The 23,028-nt window shown below is 73.8% G+C and carries 16 protein-coding genes; 6 read left to right on the forward strand and 10 right to left on the reverse strand.

Annotated elements, in window-relative coordinates; genetic code table 11:
* Nucleotides 1–5: 5 nt before the first annotated feature.
* Nucleotides 6–1,592 carry an aminopeptidase P family protein gene (locus tag ACFSE6_RS02530; RefSeq protein ID WP_465254095.1) on the reverse strand — a complete coding sequence of 529 codons (1,587 nt, stop codon included), beginning with the start codon at nucleotides 1,590–1,592 and terminating at the stop codon, nucleotides 6–8.
* A 71-nt stretch (nucleotides 1,593–1,663) separates the two neighbouring features.
* On the opposite strand from ACFSE6_RS02530, the gene ACFSE6_RS02535 reads away from it, so the two are divergent.
* The 3 genes from ACFSE6_RS02535 to ACFSE6_RS02545 all read left to right on the forward strand — a co-directional run bounded on the left by ACFSE6_RS02535 (nucleotide 1,664) and on the right by ACFSE6_RS02545 (nucleotide 4,451).
* Nucleotides 1,664–2,521: a PHP domain-containing protein gene (locus ACFSE6_RS02535; RefSeq protein ID WP_388002123.1), complete on the forward strand. Its 858-nt coding sequence runs from the start codon at nucleotides 1,664–1,666 to the stop codon at nucleotides 2,519–2,521.
* The gene (locus tag ACFSE6_RS02540) at nucleotides 2,518–3,147 is read left to right on the forward strand and encodes a MarC family protein (protein WP_388002124.1); all 630 of its coding nucleotides are present in this window, start codon (nucleotides 2,518–2,520) and stop codon (nucleotides 3,145–3,147) included. Before ACFSE6_RS02535 ends, ACFSE6_RS02540 begins: the two co-directional genes overlap by 4 nt.
* 71 nt (nucleotides 3,148–3,218) lie before the next feature.
* Complete coding sequence (locus tag ACFSE6_RS02545; RefSeq protein WP_388002125.1) at nucleotides 3,219–4,451, forward strand: aminotransferase family protein; 1,233 nt, start codon at nucleotides 3,219–3,221, stop codon at nucleotides 4,449–4,451.
* Nucleotides 4,452–4,516: 65 nt separating this feature from the next.
* On the opposite strand, the gene ACFSE6_RS02550 is transcribed toward ACFSE6_RS02545, so the two are convergent.
* Both ACFSE6_RS02550 and ACFSE6_RS02555 read right to left on the reverse strand, forming a co-directional pair.
* Complete coding sequence (locus tag ACFSE6_RS02550; protein ID WP_388002126.1) at nucleotides 4,517–6,121, reverse strand: DEAD/DEAH box helicase; 1,605 nt, start codon at nucleotides 6,119–6,121, stop codon at nucleotides 4,517–4,519.
* 296 nt (nucleotides 6,122–6,417) lie between these two features.
* Entirely contained in the window at nucleotides 6,418–6,636 is a 219-nt protein-coding gene (locus tag ACFSE6_RS02555) for a DUF3107 domain-containing protein (RefSeq protein ID WP_388002127.1), read from the reverse strand.
* A 239-nt stretch (nucleotides 6,637–6,875) separates the two neighbouring features.
* On the opposite strand from ACFSE6_RS02555, the gene ACFSE6_RS02560 reads away from it, so the two are divergent.
* From ACFSE6_RS02560 to ACFSE6_RS02570, 3 genes are all read left to right on the forward strand, one after another.
* Nucleotides 6,876–7,715 carry a DUF3152 domain-containing protein gene (locus ACFSE6_RS02560; protein WP_388002128.1) on the forward strand — a complete coding sequence of 280 codons (840 nt, stop codon included), beginning with the start codon at nucleotides 6,876–6,878 and terminating at the stop codon, nucleotides 7,713–7,715.
* 93 nt (nucleotides 7,716–7,808) lie between these two features.
* The gene (locus tag ACFSE6_RS02565) at nucleotides 7,809–11,012 is read left to right on the forward strand and encodes an ATP-dependent helicase (RefSeq protein ID WP_388002129.1); all 3,204 of its coding nucleotides are present in this window, start codon (nucleotides 7,809–7,811) and stop codon (nucleotides 11,010–11,012) included.
* Nucleotides 11,009–14,434: an ATP-dependent helicase gene (locus tag ACFSE6_RS02570; protein WP_388002130.1), complete on the forward strand. Its 3,426-nt coding sequence runs from the start codon at nucleotides 11,009–11,011 to the stop codon at nucleotides 14,432–14,434. Before ACFSE6_RS02565 ends, ACFSE6_RS02570 begins: the two co-directional genes overlap by 4 nt.
* Before the next feature lie 97 nt (nucleotides 14,435–14,531).
* Here the strand turns inward: ACFSE6_RS02570 and ACFSE6_RS02575 are convergent, their stop codons facing one another.
* The 7 genes from ACFSE6_RS02575 to ACFSE6_RS02605 all read right to left on the reverse strand — a co-directional run bounded on the left by ACFSE6_RS02575 (nucleotide 14,532) and on the right by ACFSE6_RS02605 (nucleotide 22,967).
* The gene (locus ACFSE6_RS02575) at nucleotides 14,532–15,812 is read right to left on the reverse strand and encodes a phosphotransferase (protein ID WP_388002131.1); all 1,281 of its coding nucleotides are present in this window, start codon (nucleotides 15,810–15,812) and stop codon (nucleotides 14,532–14,534) included.
* A gap of 95 nt (nucleotides 15,813–15,907) precedes the next feature.
* Nucleotides 15,908–16,648, reverse strand: a complete 741-nt coding sequence (locus ACFSE6_RS02580; RefSeq protein ID WP_388002132.1) for a FadR/GntR family transcriptional regulator — start codon at nucleotides 16,646–16,648, stop codon at nucleotides 15,908–15,910.
* Between the two features lie 78 nt (nucleotides 16,649–16,726).
* A complete protein-coding gene (gene dgoD, locus ACFSE6_RS02585; protein ID WP_388002133.1) occupies nucleotides 16,727–17,905 on the reverse strand; it encodes a galactonate dehydratase in 1,179 nt (392 codons plus the stop codon).
* A complete protein-coding gene (locus tag ACFSE6_RS02590) occupies nucleotides 17,898–18,692 on the reverse strand; it encodes an SDR family NAD(P)-dependent oxidoreductase (protein ID WP_388002134.1) in 795 nt (264 codons plus the stop codon). The genes dgoD and ACFSE6_RS02590 overlap by 8 nt, the downstream gene beginning before the upstream one ends.
* A gap of 36 nt (nucleotides 18,693–18,728) precedes the next feature.
* Nucleotides 18,729–19,466 (reverse strand): TSUP family transporter, encoded by a 738-nt coding sequence (locus tag ACFSE6_RS02595; RefSeq protein ID WP_388002135.1) that lies wholly within the window; start codon nucleotides 19,464–19,466, stop codon nucleotides 18,729–18,731.
* Nucleotides 19,463–20,908 (reverse strand): aldehyde dehydrogenase family protein, encoded by a 1,446-nt coding sequence (locus ACFSE6_RS02600; RefSeq protein WP_388002136.1) that lies wholly within the window; start codon nucleotides 20,906–20,908, stop codon nucleotides 19,463–19,465. The genes ACFSE6_RS02595 and ACFSE6_RS02600 overlap by 4 nt, the downstream gene beginning before the upstream one ends.
* Complete coding sequence (locus ACFSE6_RS02605) at nucleotides 20,895–22,967, reverse strand: beta-galactosidase (protein WP_388002137.1); 2,073 nt, start codon at nucleotides 22,965–22,967, stop codon at nucleotides 20,895–20,897. Before ACFSE6_RS02605 ends, ACFSE6_RS02600 begins: the two co-directional genes overlap by 14 nt.
* Between the last annotated feature and the right edge of the window lie 61 nt (nucleotides 22,968–23,028).

The raw sequence follows: 23,028 nt of genomic DNA on the forward strand, positions 1-23,028 counted from the left end.
GAAGCTCAGCCGCGCAGCCGCGCCATCCACGCCTCGATCGCGTCGGGGGTACGCGGCAGCGCGGCCGAGAGGTTCTCCACCGAGCCGTCCTCGCGGACGAGCACGTCGTCCTCGATCCGGATGCCGATGCCGCGCAGCTCCTCGGGAACCTTGAGATCGTCGGCACGGAAGTACAGCCCGGGTTCGATCGTGAAGATCATGCCGGGCTCGAGCACGGCGTCGAGGTACATCTCGCGGCGCGCCTGGGCGCAGTCGTGCACGTCCAGCCCCAGGTGGTGGCTCGTGCCGTGGACCATCCACCGCCGGTGGAACTGTCCCTCCTCGGCCAGCGACTCCTCCGCCGTCCCGGGAACCATGCCCCACTCGGCCAGCCGGGTGGCGATGACCTCCATCGCGGCGGCGTGCAGGTCGCGGAACCGCACGCCCGGGGTCGCGGCGCGGGCGAACGCGGCGTCGGCCGCCTCGAGCACCACCTCGTACACCCGGCGCTGCGCCACGGTGAAGACGCCGTCGACGGGCAGGGTCCGGGTGACGTCGGCGGTGTAGAGGGAGTCGACCTCCACCCCGGCGTCGACCAGGACGAGCTCCCCGGGGCGGACCCGGCCGTCATTGCCGATCCAATGCAGCGTGTTGGCGTGGTTTCCGGCGGCCGCGATGGTGTCGTAGCCGATGCCGTTGCCCTCCTCGCGCGCTCGGGCGCCGAACGCGCCCTCGATCACCCGCTCGCCGCGGTGGTGCGCCACGGCGCGCGGCAACGCCCGCACGATGTCCTCGAAGCCGGCCGTTGTTGCGGCGACCGCCGCCCGCACCTGCTCGACCTCGTAGTCGTCCTTGCGTAGCCGCAGCTCGGAGAGTGCCTCGGCCAGGGCGGCGTCCGCCTCGGCGGCCTGCTCGGCCATGCCGGCCCGTCGGCGCAACTCGCCGACCTGCGCCTCGACGGCGGCGTCAGCCTGGGGCACCACCCGAAGGCTGACCTGGCCGGCGCCGACGTCCTTGGCGAGGGCGTCACCCAGGGAGTCGATGTGCTCGGCACGCAGGCCGGTGACGGCGCTGACCTCCTCCAGGGAAGGGCGTTCGCCGACCCAGAGCTCGCCGTACCGGGAGTCCGCGTAGAACTCCTCGGTGTCCTTGCCGGCGCGCGGCCGGAAGTACAGCACCGCCTCGTGGGTCCCGCCGTCCCCGGCCGCCTCCTCGAGCGGGTGCAGCACGAGCACCGCGTCGGGCTCCTCGTCCGTGCCGAGACCCGTCAGGTGGGCGAACGCCGAGTGCGGCCGGAACCGGTAGTCGGTGTCGTTGCTGCGGGTGAGAAGTTGACCGGCGGGGATGACCAGCCGCTCACCCGGGAAGAGCCGGCCGATCGCCTCGCGCCGCGCCGCGGCATGGTCGGCGGCGGGGGACCGCTCGGGCAGCCCGTCGGGCCGCGGTGCCCATCCGTCCGCGATGAACTCGCGGAACGCCTGGCTCGAGGGCCGCTGCGAGCGGTTGTTCACCCGCTCGGCGAGGGGCTGGGCGTCCTGCTGCGCGGCGTCCTGGTGGGCTGTGTCCTGCTGTGACTCGGGCGTGGTGTCGGAGGCGGCAGTCATGCTCGCCATGATCGCACCCGAGCGGGCCGCCGTCTCCGCCCGGCCGTCGGGCGACGCCGCTTCGCCGTACCCTGGTCGGCGTGTCAGCAGCTGAGCGGCGTATCGACCTGCACACCCACTCCGATGCGTCCGACGGCACCGACAGCCCGGCCGATCTCGTCCGGGCCGCCGCGGCAGCACGACTCGACGCCGTCGGGTTGACCGACCACGACACCGTCCGGGGCTGGGACGAGGCCAGCGCGGTCGTCCCGGAGACCGGCGTCGCCCTGGTCCGCGGCGCGGAGATCTCGTGCCGCGCCGACCGCGTCTCGGTCCATCTGCTCAGTTACCTCCACGACCCCGTGGAGCCGGCTCTGCTCGAGGAGCTGGAACGCTCCCGGCAGGCCCGGCTGGAGCGCGCCGAGACCATGGTGGCCCGGCTCGCCGAGGACTACCCGATCAGCTGGGAGGCCGTGCGCGCGCAGGCCACGGACGAGGCGACGATCGGCCGGCCGCACATCGCCGACGCCCTCGTCGCCGCCGGAGTGGTCGAGAACCGCTCGCTCGCGTTCGCCACTATCGTCAACGCCTCGACGAAGTACTACGTGCGCTACCAGGCCCCGGACGCCGTCGACATGGTGGCCCGGGTGCGTGCCGCCGGCGGCGTCCCCGTCATCGCCCACGCCCGCGCCGACGCCCGCGGGAAGGTGCTCTCCGACGCCACGATCGCGGACATGGCCGAGGCCGGCCTGTTCGGGCTGGAGATCGACCACCCCGACCACACGCCCGACGCCGTCCGTCACCTCGCCGCACTCGCCGACCGCCTGGGCCTGGCGCGCACCGGCGCTAGCGACTACCACGGCGCGGGCAAGCCCAACCGGTTAGGGGAGGGACTCACCGAAACCGCCGTGCTGGACCGGATCGAGGCCGAGGGGCGGCTGCCCGTGGTGCGCCCGTGAGCGGCGTCGTCGACCTGACCCTGCTGGCGACGACGTTCTTCACGCTGTTCGTCATCATGGACCCGCTCGGTACCGTGCCGGTCTTCCTGGGCCTGACCTCGCGGATGACGGCGGCGCAGCGACGCCGGGCTGCCCGGCAGGCCACCGCCGTCGCGTTCGGCGTCATCCTCGTCTTCTCGCTGTTCGGGCAGTACATCCTCAGCTTCCTGCAGATCTCCCTCCCGGCGTTGCAGCTCTCCGGCGGCCTGCTCCTGCTGCTGGTGGCCATGGAGCTGCTCATGGGCTGGGGGAGACAACCCGAGCCGGAGGACGGCGCCGCACCGGTCAACGTCGCGCTCGTCCCGCTCGGCACCCCGCTGCTGGCCGGGCCCGGCGCCATCGTCGCCGCGATGCTGGCGGTCCAGGACGCCGACGGCGAGGTTCCGGGTTGGGTGGCCATCGCCGTCGCGCTCGTCGCCGTCCACCTGTGCCTGTGGCTCGCGATGCGCTTCTCCGTGGTCATCCACCGCGTCCTGCGGGACTCCGGCACCACGCTGGTGACCCGGCTGGCCGGTCTCCTGCTGGCCGCGATCGCGGTCCAGCTCATGGCGGACGCCGTGTTCGCGCTCGTCGAGCAGGGGCCGTGAGACCTGGGCGCGTCACGCCCGGACGGATCGGTAGTCTTCGGATGACCCACCCGTGACGCGAAAGGTGACCCATGGGCGCCCTGTGGCATCCGTTCTCGGACATGGCAGCGGTCGAGCGGGACGGCGAGTTCGTCCTCTCCCGCGGTGAGGGCGCCCATGTCTGGGACGAGGACGGCCGCCGGTACCTCGACGCCACCGCCGGGCTCTGGTTCACCAACATCGGCCACGGGCGCGCAGAGCTCGGCGAGGTCGCGGCGCGCCAGATGTCCACGCTCGCGCACTACTCGACGTTCGGGGACAACGCCACCCGCCCGGCGCTGGACCTCGCCGAACGGCTCGCCGGTCTCGCGCCGGTGCCGGGCAGCCGGGTCTTCCTCACCTCGGGCGGCTCAGACTCGGTCGACACGGCCGCGAAGCTGGCCCGCCGCTACTGGGTCGAGGCCGGCCGTGAGGACAAGACGGTCATCGTGGGGCGGCAGAAGGCTTACCACGGCATGCACGTGGCCGGGACGGCCCTGGCCGGGATCCCCGGCAACCGGGAGGGCTACGGCGACCTCGGCCCGCGCACCGAGACCGTCGGCTGGGACACCGCCGAGTCGCTCCGCGAGACCCTCGAGCGCATCGGACCGGACAACGTCGCGGCGTTCTTCTGCGAGCCGGTCATCGGCGCCGGCGGCGTCTACCCGCCGCCCGAGGGGTATCTCGCCGAGGTCCGCAAGGTCTGCACCGAGTACGACGTGCTCTTCGTCGCCGACGAGGTGGTCACCGGCTACGGCCGGATCGGCGGCTCGTGGTTCGCCTCCACCCGGTTCGCGCTCGAGCCGGACATGATCACCACGGCGAAGGGCCTGACCTCCGGATACCTCCCGATGGGCGCGGTGTTCGTGGCGCCGAGGGTCGCCGAGCCGTTCTTCGGTGAACCGGGCACGTGGCTGCGGCACGGCTACACCTATTCCGGGCACGCCGTCGCCGCCGCGGTGGCCCTGGCCAACCTCGACATCGTCGAACGCGAAGGACTGCTCGACGAGGCGGCCCGCCTGGAGGTCAGCCTGACCCGCGAGCTCGCGCCGCTGGCCGAGCTGGACGCGGTCGCCGAGGTGCGCAGCGGCACCGGCGCGCTGGCCGCCGTCCAGCTCGAGGACGCGACGCTCGCACCACGGCTCGTCCTGGAGCTGCGGAAGGTGGGCGTGGCCACCCGCGCCGTCGGCGCCGGCGCCGTCCAGATCTCACCGGCGTTCGTCATGACCGATGCGCAGGTCCGCGAGCTGGCCGACGGACTACGTGCGGGGATCTCGCGGTTGTGACCGGCCGGTCCGGCCACGCCCGACCGGCCGGTACAGCCTGAGCCCGATTGCTCAAGCAGTGGCGCTCAGGCCTGCTCCGCGCCGGAGTTCTGGCCCCCGTCGGTCGGACGTCCGCCGCGAGTCCGGCGCCGCCGACGCCGCCGCGGACGGTCGCCGCCCTCACCGGACTGGCGAGCGCCGTCCCGCGACCCGTGGGAGCGGCCGCCGTCGCGCGAACCGCGGCCGCCACGCGTGCCGGAACCACCGTGCGTCCCGGACCCGCGCCGCCCGCCGGAGGTGTGCTTCTTCCCCGTCTCACCGAGGTCCTCGACCTCCTCGGCGTCCAGGCCCGCCCGGGTGCGCGCGGCGCGCGGGAGCCGCCCGCCGGTGCCCTCCGGGATGCGCAGGTCGGAGTACAGGTGCGGCGAGGTGTGGTACGTCTCCACCGGCTCCGGAACGCCGAGATCGAGCGCCTTGTTGATCAGCGTCCATCGGGGCACGTCGTCCCAGTCCACGAAGGTGATCGCGGTGCCCTTGTTGCCCGCACGACCCGTGCGGCCGATGCGGTGCAGGTAGATCTTCTCGTCCTCGGGGCACTGGTAGTTGATGACGTGCGTGACGTCGTCGACGTCGATGCCGCGGGCCGCGACGTCGGTGGCGACGAGCACGTCGACCTTGCCCGAGCGGAACGCGCGCAGCGCCTGCTCGCGCGCGCCCTGACCGAGGTCGCCATGGATGGCGGCCGCGGCGAACCCGCGCTCGGCGAGGTCGTCGGCCACGCGGGCGGCGGTGCGCTTGGTCCGGACGAAGACGATGGTCAGCCCGCGGCCCTCGGCCTGCAGGATCCGCGCGAGCACCTCGATCTTGTTCAATGCGTGCGCCCGGTAGACCACCTGACGGGTCTGCTTGACCGTCGCGCCGGTGTCGTCCGGGTCCTGGGCGCGGATGTGCGTCGGCCGGGTCATGTACCGGCGGGCCATCGCGATGACGGGCCCGGGCATGGTGGCCGAGAACAGCATCGTGTGCCGAGAGGCCGGAGTGGCGGCCAGCAGCGTCTCCACGTCCGGCAGGAAGCCGAGGTCGAGCATCTCGTCGGCCTCGTCCAGGACCACGGTGCGCACCCGCCGCAGGTCCAGGACGTGCTGCTTCATCAGGTCGATGAGGCGCCCCGGAGTGCCGACGACGACCTCGGCGCCGGCGGCCAGCGCCTCGATCTGCGGCTCGTAGGCGCGGCCGCCGTAGACCTGGACGATACGGACCTTGCGGCGCCGCGAGGCGGTGGCGAGGTCGTCCGCGACCTGCTTGGCCAGCTCACGCGTCGGGACCACGACCAGCCCTTGCGGGCGCCCGGCGTCGGGCAGATCGTCCCAGCCGTCCTCGCCGGGAGCGACGACGTTCTGCAGGAGCGGGATGCCGAAGCCGAGGGTCTTGCCGGTACCGGTCTTGGCCTGGCCGATGATGTCGTGCCGGCTCAGTGCCACCGGCAGAGTCAGGGCCTGGATGGGGAAGGGGTGGGTGATCCCGACGTCGCGCAGCGCGCCGACGATCGCCTCGTCGACGTCGAAGTCGGCGAACGTGTTCTGTTCGAGGTCCGCGGGGGTGAGGTCGTCGGTGATGTCCGCCGCGGCGTCGTCGGCGGCGGGTACGGTCGCGTTGCTGGTGTCGAGCACACCGGTGTTCTGCTCTGTCATGTGAACCTTCGGTCGTGGCACGCACCGGCGTCTCCGCCTCCTGGCGGAGCCGGCGTCGCGCGGCGGTCGGCAGCCGATCGTGAAGTTTCTGCGCCGCCTGGCGGCGGCTTCTCAAGCTGCTACGTGACGACCGGGCAACCGGGTACGCGGACGAGGATACCGCCCCGGGCGCCGACGGACCCGCAACGGTGACGAGCGACACGCTGGACAAAGCGGGCGCCGGCCCGGACGCGGGCGGCCCAGGGCACCGCGTGCCCTGGGCCGCTGCGTCTGATCGCTCGGAGACGGCCGAGCGATCAGACGATGCCGATGCGGCGCTGCTCGCCGGAGCCGATCTCGACGTAGGCGAGCGACGAGACCGGCACCACCACCTGACGGCCCTTCTCGTCCTCGAGGACAAGGGTGCCGCCGTCGTCGACGGCCTTGTTCACGGTTGCCTGGACGTCGTCCGCGCTCTTGTCGGTCTCCAGCGTCAACTCCCGGCTGACGTGCTGCACGCCGATGGTGATCTCCACCTGGTGGCCCTCCTGCGTCGATGTCGCGGACGGCGGCGCCGTCCGGGTACCGCGGCCATCGTATGTGCTGCACCGGCGCGCGGGCGGGGCTGCTCGCCGACGGCGGAATCGACCGGCCGCGGGGTGGTGCGGCCCCGTACGGGCGGCGTGCGGCGGCGTGCCGTTGTGGCGCCTGCGGATTGCCGCGACATCCACAGGCTCGTCGCACCGCCAGGCGTGCTGATGTCAGAATGAGGCACGTGCGCCTGACCCGTCCCGTCGTCGGAGCCCTTGCCCTGCTGGGCCTGCTGCTCCCGATCGCCGCCCCCACCGCCGCCCTGCCCGGCGGTGTCGTGGCTGCGCCCATCGACGGTGCCACGGAGGATCCCTCGTCCGAGGACTCCCGGCCGGCGCCCCCGGCGGACATCCTGCGGGACGAGGCGGCCGGGTCCGGCGCCACCGCCATGCGCTGGCTCGAACGCTCCCTTCTCGGGCGGTCTCTCGAGGACATCGCGCGCGCCATGCGTGCCCGCGCGGGTCTGCCCACCACCGAGGCCATGCCGCAGCATGCCTCGGGCGAGCTGCGGACGGTGCCGACCCGGCGCCAGCCCGCCGGTCAGCGGCCGGACGTGCGGACCGTCCGCGTCCAGGTCGAGCGGGGACTGCCGGTCAACGGCAGTGCGTTCGCCCGGTTCGTCATGGACACCCTCAATGACGAGCGGGGCTGGGGCCACGACGGTTCCGTGGAGTTCGTGCGCACCGACGCCGAGGACCCGGACATGTCGGTGGTGCTGGCCTCGCCGGACCTCACGGACGAGCTGTGCGTCCCGCTCGAAACCGGCGGTGAGTACTCCTGCGGCCGCAACGAGCGCGCCGTCCTCAACGCCGTGCGGTGGTCCGAAGGCGCCCGGCCGTTCCTCGACGGCGACGGGAACGTGACCGAGTACCGCCAGTACCTCGTCAACCACGAGGTCGGTCACCTTCTGGGACACCCCCACGTCGACTGCCCGGCCGAGGGGGAGCTCGCGCCGATCATGCTGCAGCAGTCGATCCGGCTCGACGGCTGCGAACCGAGCTCCTGGCCCGCCGAGGCGAGTTGATCGACGCGGAACCGTCGCCTGTGCGGGGCGGGATACGCTCCCCGGCAGCGCGGCGCCCGGCCGATGTCGGTGGCCTGTGATGGCATCGGGGTCGTGAGCGGATCGAACGTGGCGCGGGACGGCCTGCGCCTGGCTCTGCCCGAGCCCGCGTCTGCGCCGCCCGCCCTGGACCCGGACCAGGCTGCCGCCGTCGCCTGGGAGCCCGACGCCGGGAACCTGCTCGTCGTCGGCGCTCCGGGCACCGGGAAGACGACGACGGCGATCGCCTCGTTCCTCCACCGGGCCGGCCGGACGCCGGAACAGGCGGCGGACCAGGGCGTGCTGCTGCTCGTGCCCACGCGCCGGGCAGCCGCCCGCGTCCGGGACGTCGTGGCCACCCGGCTCGCCCGGACCACGCGGCAGGTCCTCGTCCGCACACCGGCCTCGTTCGCCTACTCGGTGCTGCGTATGCGGGCCACGCTGCTCGGCGAGCCGGCGCCGACCCTGATCACGGGCCCCGAGCAGGACCAGATCCTCGCCGAACTGCTGGAGGGCCACCGCGCCGGCCTCGGCGCGCACGTGCGGTGGCCGGACGCGATCGGGCCCGAGACGCTCGCCATGAGCGCCTTCCGCGGCGAACTGCGAGACCTGTTCATGCGAGCCGCGGAGCTCGGGCTCGGGCCCGAGGAACTTGCCGAGCGCGGTCACCGGCACGGCCGCCCCGAATGGGTCGCCGCCGCCGTCCTCCTCGAGGAGTACCAGGAGGTCACCGCACTCGGTGAGCTCACCCCGGACCGGGGCGCCCGGCTGGACGCCGCACGCATCGTCGACGAGGCCACCGCGGCCCTGCTCGCCTGGGAGGCAGAAGTCCCAGCCCATCCGCGCCCACGCTGGTCTGCCGTGGTGGTGGACGACCACCAGGACTCCACCCTCGCCACCGCCCGGCTGCTGCGTGCGCTCGCGGACGACGGTGCCCAGCTCCTACTGCACGGCGACCCGGACGCCGGCGTCCAAGGGTTCCGCGGCGGAACGCCGGCGCTCGTCGGTCTGGCCGAGACCCGCGAGGGCCTCGGCGGCTTCGCGGCCCACCGGATCGAGCTGCGGACCGCGCACCGCCACCCGCCGGACTTGCGCGCGGCCACCATGGCGATCACCGCCGCCATCGCCACCACCGGCGCTGCCGGCCAACGCCGCGCGGTAGCCGGCTGTCCCGCACCGACCGGTTCCTCAGGTGCCCAGCCACCCGCGTCCGGCGTCGCCCCGGCCGTCCTGCGCTCGCGGCCACAGGAGGGGGCGTGGATCGCCCGGAGGTTCCGAGAGGAGCACCTGCGGCACGGCACCCCCTGGTCCCAGATGGCGGTGATCGCCCGTTCCGCCCGTCACGTACGCGAACTGCAGCGAGCCATGCGTGCCTGGCGAGTGCCGGTCGGCGGCCAGCCCACCCCCGGCGTGCTCCAGGAGGAACCCGCCGTCCGGCCACTGCTCACCGCCCTGACCGCCGTCCTCACCGGACGGCCGACGCCGGAGCAGGCCGCAGAACTGGTGAGCTCGCCGATCGGTGGCGCCGACGCCGTCGCGATGCGCGGGCTACGGCGCACCCTTCGCGGCCTCGAGCGCGCTCGCGGCGGGGCACGGCCCGTGGACGAGGTTCTGGCCGCCGCCGTCACCGATCCGGACGCGTGCTCCGGGCTCCCGGGAGCCGCGCCCGCCGCCCGCGTCGCCGCCGTGCTCGAGGCCGGCCGCCGCGCACTCGACCAGACTACGGCGACGGCGGAGACGGTCCTGTGGGCCTTGTGGGAGGCGACCGGACTTGCCGAACCCTGGCGCGAACGCGCGCTGGCGGGCGGGCCCGGCGCCGAGCGCGCCGACGCCGACCTGGACGCCGTCATGGCACTCTTCCGGGCCGCCGAGCAGTACACCGACCGCACCGTGGGCGGCGGCCCCGCCGGGTTCCTTGAGCATCTCCGTGCCCAGGAGCTGCCCGCGGACACTCTCGCCGCGCACGGCATCCGCGGTGAGACCGTCCAGGTGCTCACCCCGGCGGGAGCCGCCGGGGAGGAGTGGCAGGTGGTCGCCGTCGCAGGCCTGCAGGAAGACCTCTGGCCGGACCTGCGGCTGCGCGACTCCACCTTGGGCGCCGGCGTGCTCGCGGACCTCGAGTCCGGTCGGATCGCGGACGCCTCCGCGGGCTCGCGCGCCTACGGTCCCGCGCGCCGCGCCGTCCTCGACGACGAGCTGCGCATGCTCGCCGTCGCCGTCTCCCGCGCCGGCCGCCGGCTGCTCGTCACCGCCGTCCTGGACGAGGAGACGCGCCCCTCGCCCTTTTTCGAGCTGCTGGCGCCCGATCACGACCCCAGCCGCGTCCAGGACGTCCCGACCGCCCTCGACCTGCGCGGCCTCGTGGCCGAACTGCGCGCCGTCCTCGAACAGGCGGCCACCGATCCCCGGGCACCGGTCCGGCGACAGGAGGCCGCACGCCTGCTCGCCCACCTGGCCGATCGCGGCGTGCCCGGCGCGGACCCTGCCGAGTGGGCCGCGCTGGAGCCGGAGAGCAGCACCGACCCGCTGCGACCGGCCGAGCAGGACGTCCCGGTCAGCCCGTCCGGCGTGGAGCAGGCCACCACCTGCTCGCTGCGCTGGGCGTTGGAACAAGCCGGCGGCCGCTCCGCCCCGTCGGCGGACCAGGCGGTCGGCAACCTCGTCCACGAGATCGCCGCCGAGCATCCGCACGGCACCCATGAGGAGCTCCGGCAGGCGTTGGACGCGCGATGGCCTGAGCTCGGCGCCGGTGAGGGATGGGTCGGCCGCCGGCGCCGCGAGCAGGCCGATGCCATGATCGAGCGGCTCGCCGACTACATCGCCTCCGTCCCGGGTGAGGTCGACGTCGAGCGGGCGTTCTCCGTGGCCGTGGGGCGGGCCCGGCTCATCGGCCGCATGGACCGGGTGGAGCATCTGGACGACGGCTCCGTCCGCGTCGTCGATCTCAAGACCTCGAAGAACCCCGTCTCCGCAGCCGACGGCAGACGCCACCCCCAGCTCGGGTCCTATCAGGTCGCCGTGGAATCCGGCGCCTGGGGCGACCTGCACGCCGACGGCGCCCGCCTGGTCTACCTCGGCACGGGAAAGAAGGCGGCGGTGCGAGACCAGCCGGCCCTGCAGGCCGATGACGACCCACGGTGGGCGCACGAGCTCGTGGGAGAGGCCGCCGAGACCATGGGCGGAGCGCGATTCGTGGCCACCATCAACGAGAAGTGCCGGACCTGCCCGGTTCGTACCTCGTGCCCGCTGCAGGAAGACGGCGGGAGGGCGACCGAATGACCACCCATCAGCTCGAGCTTTTTGGTCCCGACCTTGCTCCGCCGCAGCCGAGCGAAGCGCGGTACAGCGCTGCCGAGATCGCCCAACTCCTCGGTCAGCCACGCCCGACCGAGGAGCAGACGCAGGTCATCGAGGCGCCGCTCGAGCCGCTCCTCGTCGTCGCCGGTGCCGGATCCGGCAAGACCGAGACGATGTCGGCCCGCGTCGTCTACCTCGTCGCCAACGGCTTCGTCCGCGGTGAGCAGGTCCTCGGCCTGACGTTCACCCGCAAGGCCGCCGCCGAACTCGCTCATCGCGTCCGTGCCCGGTTGCGCGCCCTGCGCGCGGCCGGGATCGCTCCGCCCGAGGACCTCACCGACGGCAGCGCCGCGTCCACCGGCGCCCTGGAGACCGATCGCCCGCAGATCGCGACCTACAACTCCTTCGCCGGCACGATCGCGCGCGATCACGCCCTGCGGGTCGGCGCCGACCCGGACGCGCGCCTGCTCACCGACGCCGGCGCCTGGCAGCTCGCCGACGATCTCGTCCAGACGTGGCAACAGGACCTCGCCACTGACAAGGCCGTCAGCACCGTCACCCAGGCCGTCCTCGACCTCGCCTCCGGTCTGACGGAGAACGTCCTCGACCCGGACGAGGCCCGCACACTCCTCCACGACCTGCGTGCCGACCTGCTCGACAAGCAGCCCGACAGGCTCAAGAAGCCCAAGGGTGAGGTCGCCAGGATCGCCGCCGTCATCGACGAACGGCTCGCTCTCCTCGACCTCGTCGACGCCTTCGAACAACGCAAGCGGGACCGCGGCCTCGTCGGTTTCGCGGACCAGGTTGCCATCGCGGCCCGGATCGCCGAGGCCGACCCCGACGTGGGCGCACAACTGCGCGCCCAGCACCGGGTGGTCCTGCTCGACGAGTTCCAGGACACCTCCGTCGCGCAGCTCGAACTGCTCAGCCACCTCTTCGGCGCCGGACACCCGGTGACGGCCGTCGGTGACCCGCACCAGGCCATCTACGGCTGGCGCGGCGCTTCGGCCGCCTCCCTCGCCCAGTTCCCCGCCCGGTTCCCGCGGATCACCTCCGCCGACGGCGCCGACACCGCCGGCGGGTCCGCGGCTCGCCGCACCGGGGACGGCACGGATGCCGCGTGCGGCGACGGTGCGGCGCAGCCGGCCCGGACGCTGGCGCTGAGTACCTCCTGGCGCAACGATCAGGACATCCTGGCTGCCGCCAACGCGGTCTCGGCGCCGCTACGGGCCGGGTCCGGACCAGGCCCGACCGTCGACGTGCCGAGGCTGCAGGCCCGCCCGGGCGCCGAGAACGGCGAGGTCACCGGCCTGTACGTCACGGGCCAGCTCGAGGAGGCCGAGCGCGTCGCCGAGTTCCTCGCCACCCGCTGGGAGCCGGCGGGGGAGGCGACCGCGGCGGTGCTCTGCCGCAAACGCAGCCAGTTCGCCAGCGTCGTGCGAGCCCTGACCGAGAAGGGCCTGCCGCACCGCGTCATCGGCATGGGGGGGCTGCTCGCCACGCCGGAGATCGTCGACGTCCGCGCCGCGCTCCGCGTCTCGCAGGACGCCACGCGCGGCGACGCACTGGTGCGCCTGCTCACCAACCTGCGGCTCGGTGTCACCGACCTGCACGGCCTGCAGGACTGGGCCCGCCACCTCGCCGACCGCGCCGTCGAGCCGCTGTCCGACGACGCCGAGCACCGGCTCGACCCGCGCGAGGAAGCCAGCCTCGTCGAGGCCGTGGAGAACCCGCCGCCGGCAGGGTGGACCGGGCCACGTGGACAGACGATCAGCGAGACCGGCGCGGCCCGGCTCCGCCACCTCGGCGGGGTCCTGCGACAGATCCGGTCCCTCGGTCACCTGGCGCTGCCCGAGCTGGTCGTTGCCACCGAGCAGCTGCTCGGGTTGGACATCGAGGTGGCGGTGCGAGCCGGTGGATCGGGGTCCGGGCGCGCCGCCCTGGACGCGTTCGCCGACGTCGCCGCCTCCTTCGCGAGCGACACGGACCGTCCCGGCCTGGGGGCGTTCCTCGACTGGCTCGACGCCGCCGAGGAACGCGAACGTGGCCTGGACGCCGTCGAGACCGGCGAGGTCGAGCCCGATTCCGCCGTCGTCCAGGTCCTGACCGTGCACGCTGCCAAGGGGCTGGAATGGGACGTGGTGGCCGTGCCCGGACTGGTGGAGTCGCAGTTCCCCGGCTATGACACCCGCCCGCGGCCGGACCTCGGTGTGGAGGCGAACGCCTGGCTGACCGCCGTCGGCGAGCTGCCGTACCCGCTACGCCGCGACGCCGACGCCTTGCCCGCGCTGGACATCGCCGGGACCGCCACGCACGACGAGGTGGAGCGGGCCCGCCAGCAGTTCCGCGTCGACGCCGGTGCGCACCGGGTGGCCGAGGAGCGGCGGCTGGCCTATGTGGCGCTCACCCGGGCCAAGCACTGCCTGCTGCTGAGCGGCTCGTGGTTCCGGGACGGGAAGTCGGCACTGCCGCCGTCGCGGTTCCTCGCCGAACCGCGCCGAGCCGGCCTGGCCCGCGACCTCGACGACTGGGCTCCCGAACCGGACGAGGACGCCGAGAATCCGGGGGCCGAGGCGCCGCCGGCGCCGTGGCCGTACGACCCGCTGGGCGCCCGGCGCCCGGTCCGCGAGGCGGCCGCCTCCGCCGTCCGCAGCGCCCGCGCGAGCGAGCTCGACCTCACGGCACGCACCGGTGACGGCGTCATCGACGCCTGGCGCCGGGACGCCGAGCTGCTGCTGGCCGAGCGTGACGCCGACCGCGGACCGGGCGAGGTGACGCTGGCCGGTCACCTGTCCGCCTCCGCCGTCGTGGGACTCGTCCACGATCCGCAGGGCTTCGCCCGGGACCGACGCCGGCCGGTGCCGAGCGAACCCACGCTCGTCTCTCGCCGCGGCACCCGCTTCCACGAGTGGGTCGAGCACTTCTACGGCCGGGCCGCGCTCCTCGACGTCGACGACGTCACCGGCAGCGGGGAGGACGACGGCACCTACGCCCTGACCGACGCCGAGCTCGCCCGCCTGCAGCGCACCTTCGCGGCGTCGGAGTGGGCCACCCGGCGACCGGCCGAGGTGGAGGTCGACCTCGAGACCCCCGTGGCAGGCACGATCGTGCGCTGCCGGATCGACGCCGTCTTCATCGGCGCGGACGGCGAGGTCGAGGTCGTGGACTGGAAGACCGGTCGTCCCCCGCGCAGCGCCGACGAACTCGCCGAGAAAGAGATGCAGCTCGCGCTGTACCGGCTCGCCTGGTCACGTGCCGCCGGCGTGCCCCTTGAGCGCGTGCGCGGCGTCTTCTATTACGTCGCCCACGACGAGACCGTGCGGGCCGGAGACCTCGATGCCGACGAGATCGTCGCCCGCCTCACCCGAGCCATCGGATCGGACCGAGCCGCGGGCTCGCGCTGAGCGGCGCGTTCGGACGCGCGGCGGAGATGGCGTCCGGGCAGGTGGGGGAGCGGGCCGTGTCAGGGCGGCGCCGGGCCGGAGGTGGGCGGTCCAGCCCTCAGCGCGCCTGGTCTTCGTCCCGCTCGGTGAGGAAGTCGGGCAGCGACTCGCCCAGGTGCAGCGGTTCGGTCGTGCCGTCCGCGGCGCCGCCGCGGCCGGGCTGCTCGTCGGTGGCGGGCTCGGCAGCGGTGCTCGGCTTGGTGTCGGTGGTGGGCTCGGTAGCGGTGGCAGCCGCGTCATCGGCACCGGCCTCGATCGCCGCGTCGCCGCCCGCGCGGTCCCCGGCGTCGCCGTGCCCCTCCCGTGCAGGCCCGTCCTCGGCGAGAAACCCGGGCACGTCCTCCTCGTCCGGTGCGTCGACGACCGCGGGCGCCGGGGGAGCCGACGTGCGCGGCGGGTCGTCGTGCCGCGCGCCGATCTCGCCGGCGTCGGCCACGTCCTCGGCCAGCCCGCGCAGCATCTCGCGGGCGTCGTCGATGACCGACTGCTCGCCGGTGCGCACGCCGTGCAGCAGCCAGCGGGCGAGGGCGAGCTCGGAGACGAGCGTGGCACGGTCCAGGAGCATCTCGTCGGTGCCCTCGGTCCGGGCGAGCGCGTACGCCTCCTCGAGGGCGTCGAGCGAGTCCTCGGGGGCGGAGGCCTGCAGCCACGCCAGGTCCTCGGCCGGGTCACCGACGTGCGCGTCGGCGAAACCGAGCACGGCGCTGACCCGGCCCTCGTGGACCAGGACGTGCTCCGGCGCGAGATCACCGTGCACCGGCGTGGGCCGGAAGCGCCACAGCCGCACGTCCTCCAGCGCGTGCTCCCAGCGGTTGAGCAGCGCGGAGGGCACGTGACCGGTGCGGGCCGCCTCGTCGACCTCCGCCAGGCGACGTTTGCGATAGGAGTCCGGATCGTAGACCGGCAGTCCAGCCCGCTCGATCACCGAGTCGTCGAGCTCGTGGAACGCGGCGATCGCCCGGGCGAGGTTCGCGGTCAGCCCGGGACCGGGCGTGAGCTCGTCCAGCACCAGGGCACGGCCGACGAGGACCCGGTGCACCATGGCCCGCCCGCCCTCGGGAAGCTCGGCGAAGCCCACCGGCCGGGCGACGTCGAACGGCAGCCGCCCGGTGTCGACCTCGCGGGCGAGCTGCTCGAGCAGCGCTACCTCGCCCTCGAGAGCGGCCCCGGCGGCAGGCGTACGCGGGGCGCGGATGACCCAACCCCGGCCGCCTGCGTCGAGCAGGCCGGTGGTCTGGTACTCGCTCGTCGTCGCCTGCGGCGGCCTCGTCGCCACGACGTCCAGTCCGGGGACGGCCGTGGTGGCGAGGGCGGCGAGAGCGAGCGATGAACGAACCACGTGGCCAACCTAAGCGGCCGTCCCCGCTCGGACCAGGCGCACGCGCCGTAAGCACAGGACTCTGTGACTGCCGCCTCGACCGGACGCGCCGGTGGTCACGACCTCGGTGGCCCGTCGCCCGGCGTGCCGAGGACGTCGTGCGCCACCGCCCAGGCGGCGCGCACATGCGCCTGGGCCGCCTCGCGGGCACCGGCGACGTCCCCGGCCAGGATCGCCTCGAGGATGCGCCGGTGGTCCTCACGCGACTTCTCCACCCTGCCGGGCACCCGCAGGGTGGTCTGCATGCCGGCCGCGAGGATCTCGTGCAGGATGATCGTCGTCTGCCGCAGGAACCGGTTGCCCGAGGCGGCGACGATGCTCAGGTGGAAGGCGGCGTCGAGCTCCCGCAGCCGCTCGTAGTCGAGGTCCTCGGTGTAGGAGTAGGCGTCGAGCTCCGCGTGCGCCTCCTCGAGTGCGGCCAGTGCCTCGGTGTTCTGCCGCTCGGCCGCCCAGGCGGCGGCCGGCAGCTCGAGGACCTCACGCATCGCGAACAACTCGTCCACCCCGATGTCCTCACGGATCAGTGCGGCGCGCAGCGACGCCGCCGCCCGCGGCTCGGAGACGAAGACGCCGTGCCCGTGCCGGATCTCGAGCACGCCCTGAGCCTGCAGCAACTTCAGCGCCTCGCGCAGCGAGGGACGAGAGACGCCCAGCAGCGCCGCGAGTTCCCGCTCCGAGGGCAGCCGGTCACCCGGGCTGAGCTGGTTGGTGCGCACGAGCTCGCGGACCTGGGTCACGATGCGGCTGGAGACGTTCTCGTGCCCGAGGGACTTCCACCGGATCTCACCCGAGGTCATCGCGCACCCTTCCGTTCGTCGCGTCCGCCGATTCTCTCCCAGGACCGCGCCAGCCGGCGGGCACGGCGCCGATCGCCGTCACCATTCCGCGTTGCGCCCGTCCTCGAGGCGCCACTGGGGATCGTGCAGCGACCACGGCGGGGAAGCGGCGACGGCCTCGGCGTCCACCTCCACGCCGAGTCCGGCACCGCCGGGGACGGCGAACCGGCCGTCGTCGGTGCGTAGCGGCCCCGGGTCGCTCAGGTAGTCGAACAGCTCCCCGCGGGGAAGGCCCGCGTACCCCTCGTGGTAGTGCAGGCCGACGCTCTGCTCCAGCACCGGCACGTTCACCGACGCGCTCGCCACCTGCAGCGATGCGGCCAGCGAGACGGGCCCATTGGGGCAGTGCGGCGCGACGGCGACGTCGTAGGCCTCGGCCTGCCGTGCGATCGCCACCAACTCCGCGATCCCGGTGAGCGAGACGTCCGGCTGCAGCACGTCCACCACCCGCTCCTCGAGCACGCGGCGCACGTTCCATCGTGAAGTCAGGCGCTCGCCCGTGGCGATCGGGGTTGACCGGTCGTTCGAGAAGACCTGGCCGTAGGCGTCCTCGTGGCCCGGCGGGAGCGGTTCCTCGATCCACGCCAGCCGGTAACCGTCCAGTTCGCGCAGCAGTGTCCGCGCCATGGCGCGGTGCACGCGGCCGTGGAAGTCGAGCGCGACGTCGATCTCGGTGCCGACGGCGTCGCGGATGGCGGCGACGCGCTCGACCACCGCGTCGACGTGCGCCGGCCGGTCGATGAGGTCCAACTCCTCCGTGGCGTTCATCTTCACCATGTCGAACCCCTGCCCCTGCCGGGCCTGCACGTGGGCCACCACGTCCCGCGGGCGGTCTCCGCCCACCCAGGCGTAGGCCCGCACCGAGGTGCGGACCGGCCCACCGAAGAGGTCGTGCACAGGTGCTGCGAGCCGGTGCCCGGCCAGGTCCCACAGTGCCTGCTCGATCGCGGCCGCCGCCGTCGCGAGGATCGGGCCGCCGCGGAAGAACGCGCCGTTGCGCATCCGCCACGTCATGTCGCTGATGTGCCCGGCCGGGGTGCCGAGGAGGTTCTCGGCCATGTCCTCGACGGCCCCGACGACGGCGCGCACCCGCTTGGGCACGATCGCCTCCCCCCAGCCGTGGGCGCCGTCGTCGGTGGTGACCCGGACGAGGATCCACCGCGGCGCGACGAGGAACGTCTCGATGCGATCGACTCTTGCGGTCGTCCTCTCACGCATCGGCAGCCTCCTGCTCGAGAGGGTCGGGGCGCCGGCTGATGCTGCGCCCACCGTCGACGGTCAGCGAGGTGCCGGTGATGAAGCCCGCCGCCTCGCTCGCGAGGAACCACACGGCCTCGGCCACGTCCTGCGGCCGGCCGGACCGCCGCAGCAACGTCGGCGAGGTCTCCTCCTCCAGCGCCTCGCCCAGCCCGAGCTCGCGGCGGCTCATCGCCATCGACGGCGTCGCGATGACACCGGGCCGCACCGCGTTGACCCGCACGCCGCGCGGACCCAGCTCGACGGCGAGAGCCCGGGTGAGCGCGGAGATGCCGCCCTTGGTGGCCACATAGGCCGCGTGCGTGGCCAACGGCATGAGCTCCTGGATGCTGGCGATGTTGATCACGGCGCCGCCGCGGGGAAGGTGGACGGCGGCGTCCCGGCTCAGCGCCGTCGTCGCGACGAGGTTGGTCTCGATGACGCGGCGGATGTCGGCGTCAGCCAGCTCGATCAACGGGCGCCGCTCACCGAGGCTGGCGGCGTTGTTGACGACGACGTCGACCCGGCCGAAGGCGTCCACCGTCTCCGGGACGATCCGGGCGCGCTGGGCGTCGTCGGCGAGGTCCGCCGCCACCGCCCGCACCGCGGGGCCACTGGCCTCGGCCGCCTCGGCCGCCTCGGTCGCCGCGGCGTCGTCGACGTCGACCAGCACGACGCGATGACCGCCGGCGACGAACCGTTCGACGACGGCACGGCCGATGCCCCGGGCCCCGCCCGTCACGATCGCGACTGGTTCCACCTCACGCATCCTCTCTCACCTCTGGCCGCCACCGGGCGGCCGTACTCACCACAGTGCCGCCACGCCACGCACGAGCGTGGCCACGCCGCCGACGTAGGCGATGACGATGACCAGCGTGCGGGCCTGCCCCGCACTGACGCGCGGCGCCAACCGCGAGCCGACGACGACACCGAGCACCACCGTCGCCGCCACCCCGGCCCACAGCCACCACGGCTGCGTGGCGACGTCCGCGCCGCCGCCCCACCACTTCGCGGCGAGGGAGACCACGCCCATCGCGAGGAACAGCGGCTGCAGGGTGGCGGCGAAGGAGACCTGTGCCCACCGGGAGGCGACCCCGTACACGCTGAGCGCGGGGCCGCCGACACCGGCGGAGACGTTCATGAAGCCGGAGGCGAACCCCAGCCCGATCATCGGCCCGCGGCCGCGCATCTCGCCCACCCGGGCGGCGACGAACGAGGCGGAGATCCCACCGATCACCGCCACCCCGACGACGACGTCCAGCACCGGGGCGGGCACGGTCAGCGCCACCCACGCCCCGGGTGCGATTCCCGCCAGCGCGGCCGGCAGCAGGTAGGTCAGGCGGCGCCAGTCCACGGCGCCGCGCAACTTGACGAACAGCAGCAGCGCCGCCAGCGACGCACCGGCGTTCGTGACGAGCACCCCCTCGACCGGGTCGAGCAGGAGGACCAGCGCCGGGGCGGCGACCAGGGCGAACCCCATCCCGGTCAGCCGCTGTAACGTGGATCCGCCCGCGACGGCCAGCAGCGCGAGGGCCGCGCTCACGGCCCGTCACGCCAGGCCACGTGGCGCACGTCCTGGAACTCGTGCATGCCGATGTCGGCGCCTTCCCGGCCCAGGCCGGACTGGTTGATCCCGCCCATCGGGGCGAACGCGACCGAGGGGAGCGGGTCGTTGATGCCCACGACGCCGGCCTCCAGCCGCTCGCTCGCCCGCCAGGCACGCGTGGCGTCCCGGGTCCAGGCGTAGGCCGCCAACCCCTGCTCGGACGCGTTCGCCAGCGCGTACGCCTCGTCCTCGTCGTCGACGGTGACGATGCCCGCCGCCGGACCGAACACCTCGGTGGTCACCAACGGGTCCTGCGGGTCGGCCACCGCCACCAGGGCAGGTGCGAGGAAGCAGCCCTCCGCGGGGGCGTCGGTACGGCGGGTGAGCAGCTCGCCTCCACGCGAGACCGCGCCGGCGACGAGGTCGCGTACTCGCGCGGCGGCGGCCTCGTCGATCATCGGGCCCAGGTCGGCCTGGGGCTCGCCGTCGTCCGGGACGGCGGGCCCGAGGCGCAGGGCGTCGAACGCGGCGGCGAGCCGGTCGGCGAACTCGCCGGCGACGGCGCGGTGGACGTAGAACCGGTTCGCCGCCACGCACGACTGGCCCGTGTTGCGCAGCCGGCCGAGCACCGCACCTTCGACGGCGGCGTCGAGATCGGCGTCGTCCAGGACGACGAACGGGGCGTTCCCGCCCAGCTCCAACAGCGGGCGGACCAGTCTCGCTCCCGCCCGCTCGGCCACCGACCGGCCGACGGCGGTGGAGCCGGTGAAGCTCACCACCCGCACCGCCGGATGGTCCAGCAGGGCGGTGGTCTGTTCCCCGGCCGGGCCGTGCACGAGGTTGATCGCTCCGTCCGGCAGCCCGGCCTCGGTCAGGCACCGGACCAGCTCCGTGGCGGCCAGCGGCGCCTGCTGGGAGGTGCGCGCCACCACCGTGCAGCCGGCGGCCAGCATGGGTGCGAGCTTGCGCGCCTGGATGCTCACCGGGAAGTTCCACGGCGTCAGGCTGACGGCGACGCCGGTGGGACGCCGCACGGACAGGTGCCGGCGGCCCGGGGCCTCGGGCGCATGGATCTCGCCGGTCGGGCGGCGGGCGACCTCGGCGAACCAACGCAGGTACTCGGCCGAGAAGTCGATCTCCCCGAGCGCCTCGGGCAGCCGCTTGCCCGCCTCCCGCGCCAGGAGCGTGCCGAGTTCGCCGCGGCGCGAGCGCAGTGCGGCGGCCGCGGCGTGCAGCACGTCGGCTCGGCGGCGCGCCGTGGTGCCGGACCAGGCGGGCAGCGCCTCGGCCGCGCGGTCGGCGGCCTCGCGAGCCAGCTCGCGGCCGGCAGCCTGGATGGTGCCGACGACTTCGCCGGTGGACGGATCGCGGACCTCGACCTCGGTGGTGCCGCCCACCCACGCGCCGCCGACGAGATTGGTGGCCTCAGTTGCCGGCATCGACGATCCTCACGTCCCACGGACCGAGTGTCAGCGGCGTACCGGCGCCGATCTGCGCCCCGGTGTGCAGGTCCTGCCCGGTGGCCGGCGCGGGTATGTCGATCTCCTCGTGGCTGAAGTTGGTCACGAACGTCAGCTCGGCGCCGTCCGTCGCGGTGGCGCGGGTGACCCACACCTGTTCCGGAAGCCCCGCACCGGCCCGCTCGATGCCCGAGGTGTCCAGCACCCAGCGTGCGATCTCGCGCCCGAGCGTGGCGTCCGGCAGCGTGCCGACGTAGGTGACCCGCCCGGCGCCGAACTCGTGGGTGACGACGGCGGGGTAGCGGTGCCAGGTGTGATGCTCGTAGTACGCCAGCGGGGTGGCACCCTCGAGGACGAGCTCGTCCATCCACGCGGTGGCCGCGGCCCCATCCGGCAGGTCGAGCCCGGCGCCGTCCGCCGCGCGCACCGGCACCGGCCGTTCGAGGTTGGAGTACAGGTTGTACCCGGCGCCGACGGCCTCGCGCAGCCGGCCCGGTGCCCGCTCCCACCGCGCCCGGGCGAACTCGTCGGCGTAGCCGCTGCGGAAGGTCAGCACGAGGTGGCCACCGTCGCGGGCATAGTCGACCAACGTGTCCAGGGCGGCGTCGTCGGCGATGTAGTACGCGGGCGCGACGGCGACCGGATAGTCGGCCAGCTCGGCCGGGTCGTGGGTGACGGTGGCCTGGGCGCGCTCGTCGAGATAGTTGCGGTAGAAGGCGTTGAAGATCCGCTCGTAGGAGCGCCGGTCCGGCCGGGCGCTGCCCGCCTCGGACAGCGCCGGCTGGGCGGCCAGGCCGTAGCGCGAGTCGGGGGAGTAGAGGAAGGCGACGTCGGCGTGCGGGGTCAGGTCGGTGAGCCGGTCGCCGACCTGCTGCAGCTCGTGCCCGATGCGCGTGACCTCGTCGTAACACCGGTTGGGCTGCAGGTCGTGGTTGAGCACGCCGTGGGAGTAGGTCTCGGTGCCGAAGTGGTTGCTGTGCCAGTGCCAGTAGGCGACGGCGTTCGCGCCACGGGAGATGCAGGTGTAGGCGGCGAGGCGCCACTGGCCGTCGTAGGCGGTGTAGGTGTGGCCCGCTCCGCCGACGCTGATGGGGTTCATCTCGGTGACGAGGAAGTTGCGGTGCCCGCTCGCCCGCGCCATGTCACAGCGGAAGTAGATTTGGTAGGCGCCGTGCACGCCGTCGGGGTCGTGGTAGTTGGCGTGCCCGCCCACCGGCGGGTGGGCCAATGCGTCCTGAGTGTGGTGCGGGACGTTCTCGGCGGCGACGTCGACCACGTCCCCGATCTTCTTCCGATCCGCGTGCGGCAGGCCGTGCCCGCCGACCACGTCGTGCGTGATGAGCTGGTCCGGCCGCAGGTACTCGCGGACGATCCCGGCCTGCCAGCCGAGGAACTCGGCGACCAGTTCGGCCTGGTAGCGGCGCCACTCGAGGTCGTAGCCCGGGTTCGTGTTGCCCAGCGGCTGCCACAGCTGGTCCCACGCGGAGAGCCGGTGCGACCAGTAGTTCAGGCCCCAGGTGTCGTTGACGGCGTCGATGTCGCCGAACTTCCGCTCCAGGCGGCGGACGAACTCCTCGAACGCCCGCGGCGTGGCGATCGGCCGGCCGCCGGTCTCGTTGTCCACCTGGACCCCGACCACGCTCGGGTGCTGAGCGTGCTGCTCGAGCATCGTCCGGATGAGGCGCTCGAGGAGGCGGCGGTAGGTCGGGTCGGTGAAATCGACGTTCTGCCGGTCGCCGTAGGGCAGCGGTGTGCCGTCCAGGCGCCGGTTCATCGCCTCGGGGTAGCGCTGCGCGAACCAGGCCGGGATGGCGTAGCTCGGGGTGCAGAGGATGACCTTGATGCCGGCCTCGTGCAAAGCGTCGAGCACCGGCCCGAGCCAGGAGACGTCGAGCTCGCCCTCGGCCGGCTCGCTGAGCGTCCAGATGGAGTCGGCGAGCCGGGCGTAGTTGATCCCGGCGTCCTTCATCATCGCCACGTCGGTCTCGAGTCGGTCGAAAGGTTGGTACTCGGGGTAGTAGGACACGCCGTAGAGCAACGGTTCTCCTTGATCGGGGTCGGCCAGGGGTGGGCAGGAATCTGGGTAGTGGGCAGGGCGG

The sequence above is a fragment of the Georgenia deserti genome (assembly GCF_042680605.1).
Taxonomy (GTDB): domain Bacteria; phylum Actinomycetota; class Actinomycetes; order Actinomycetales; family Actinomycetaceae; genus Allobogoriella; species Allobogoriella deserti.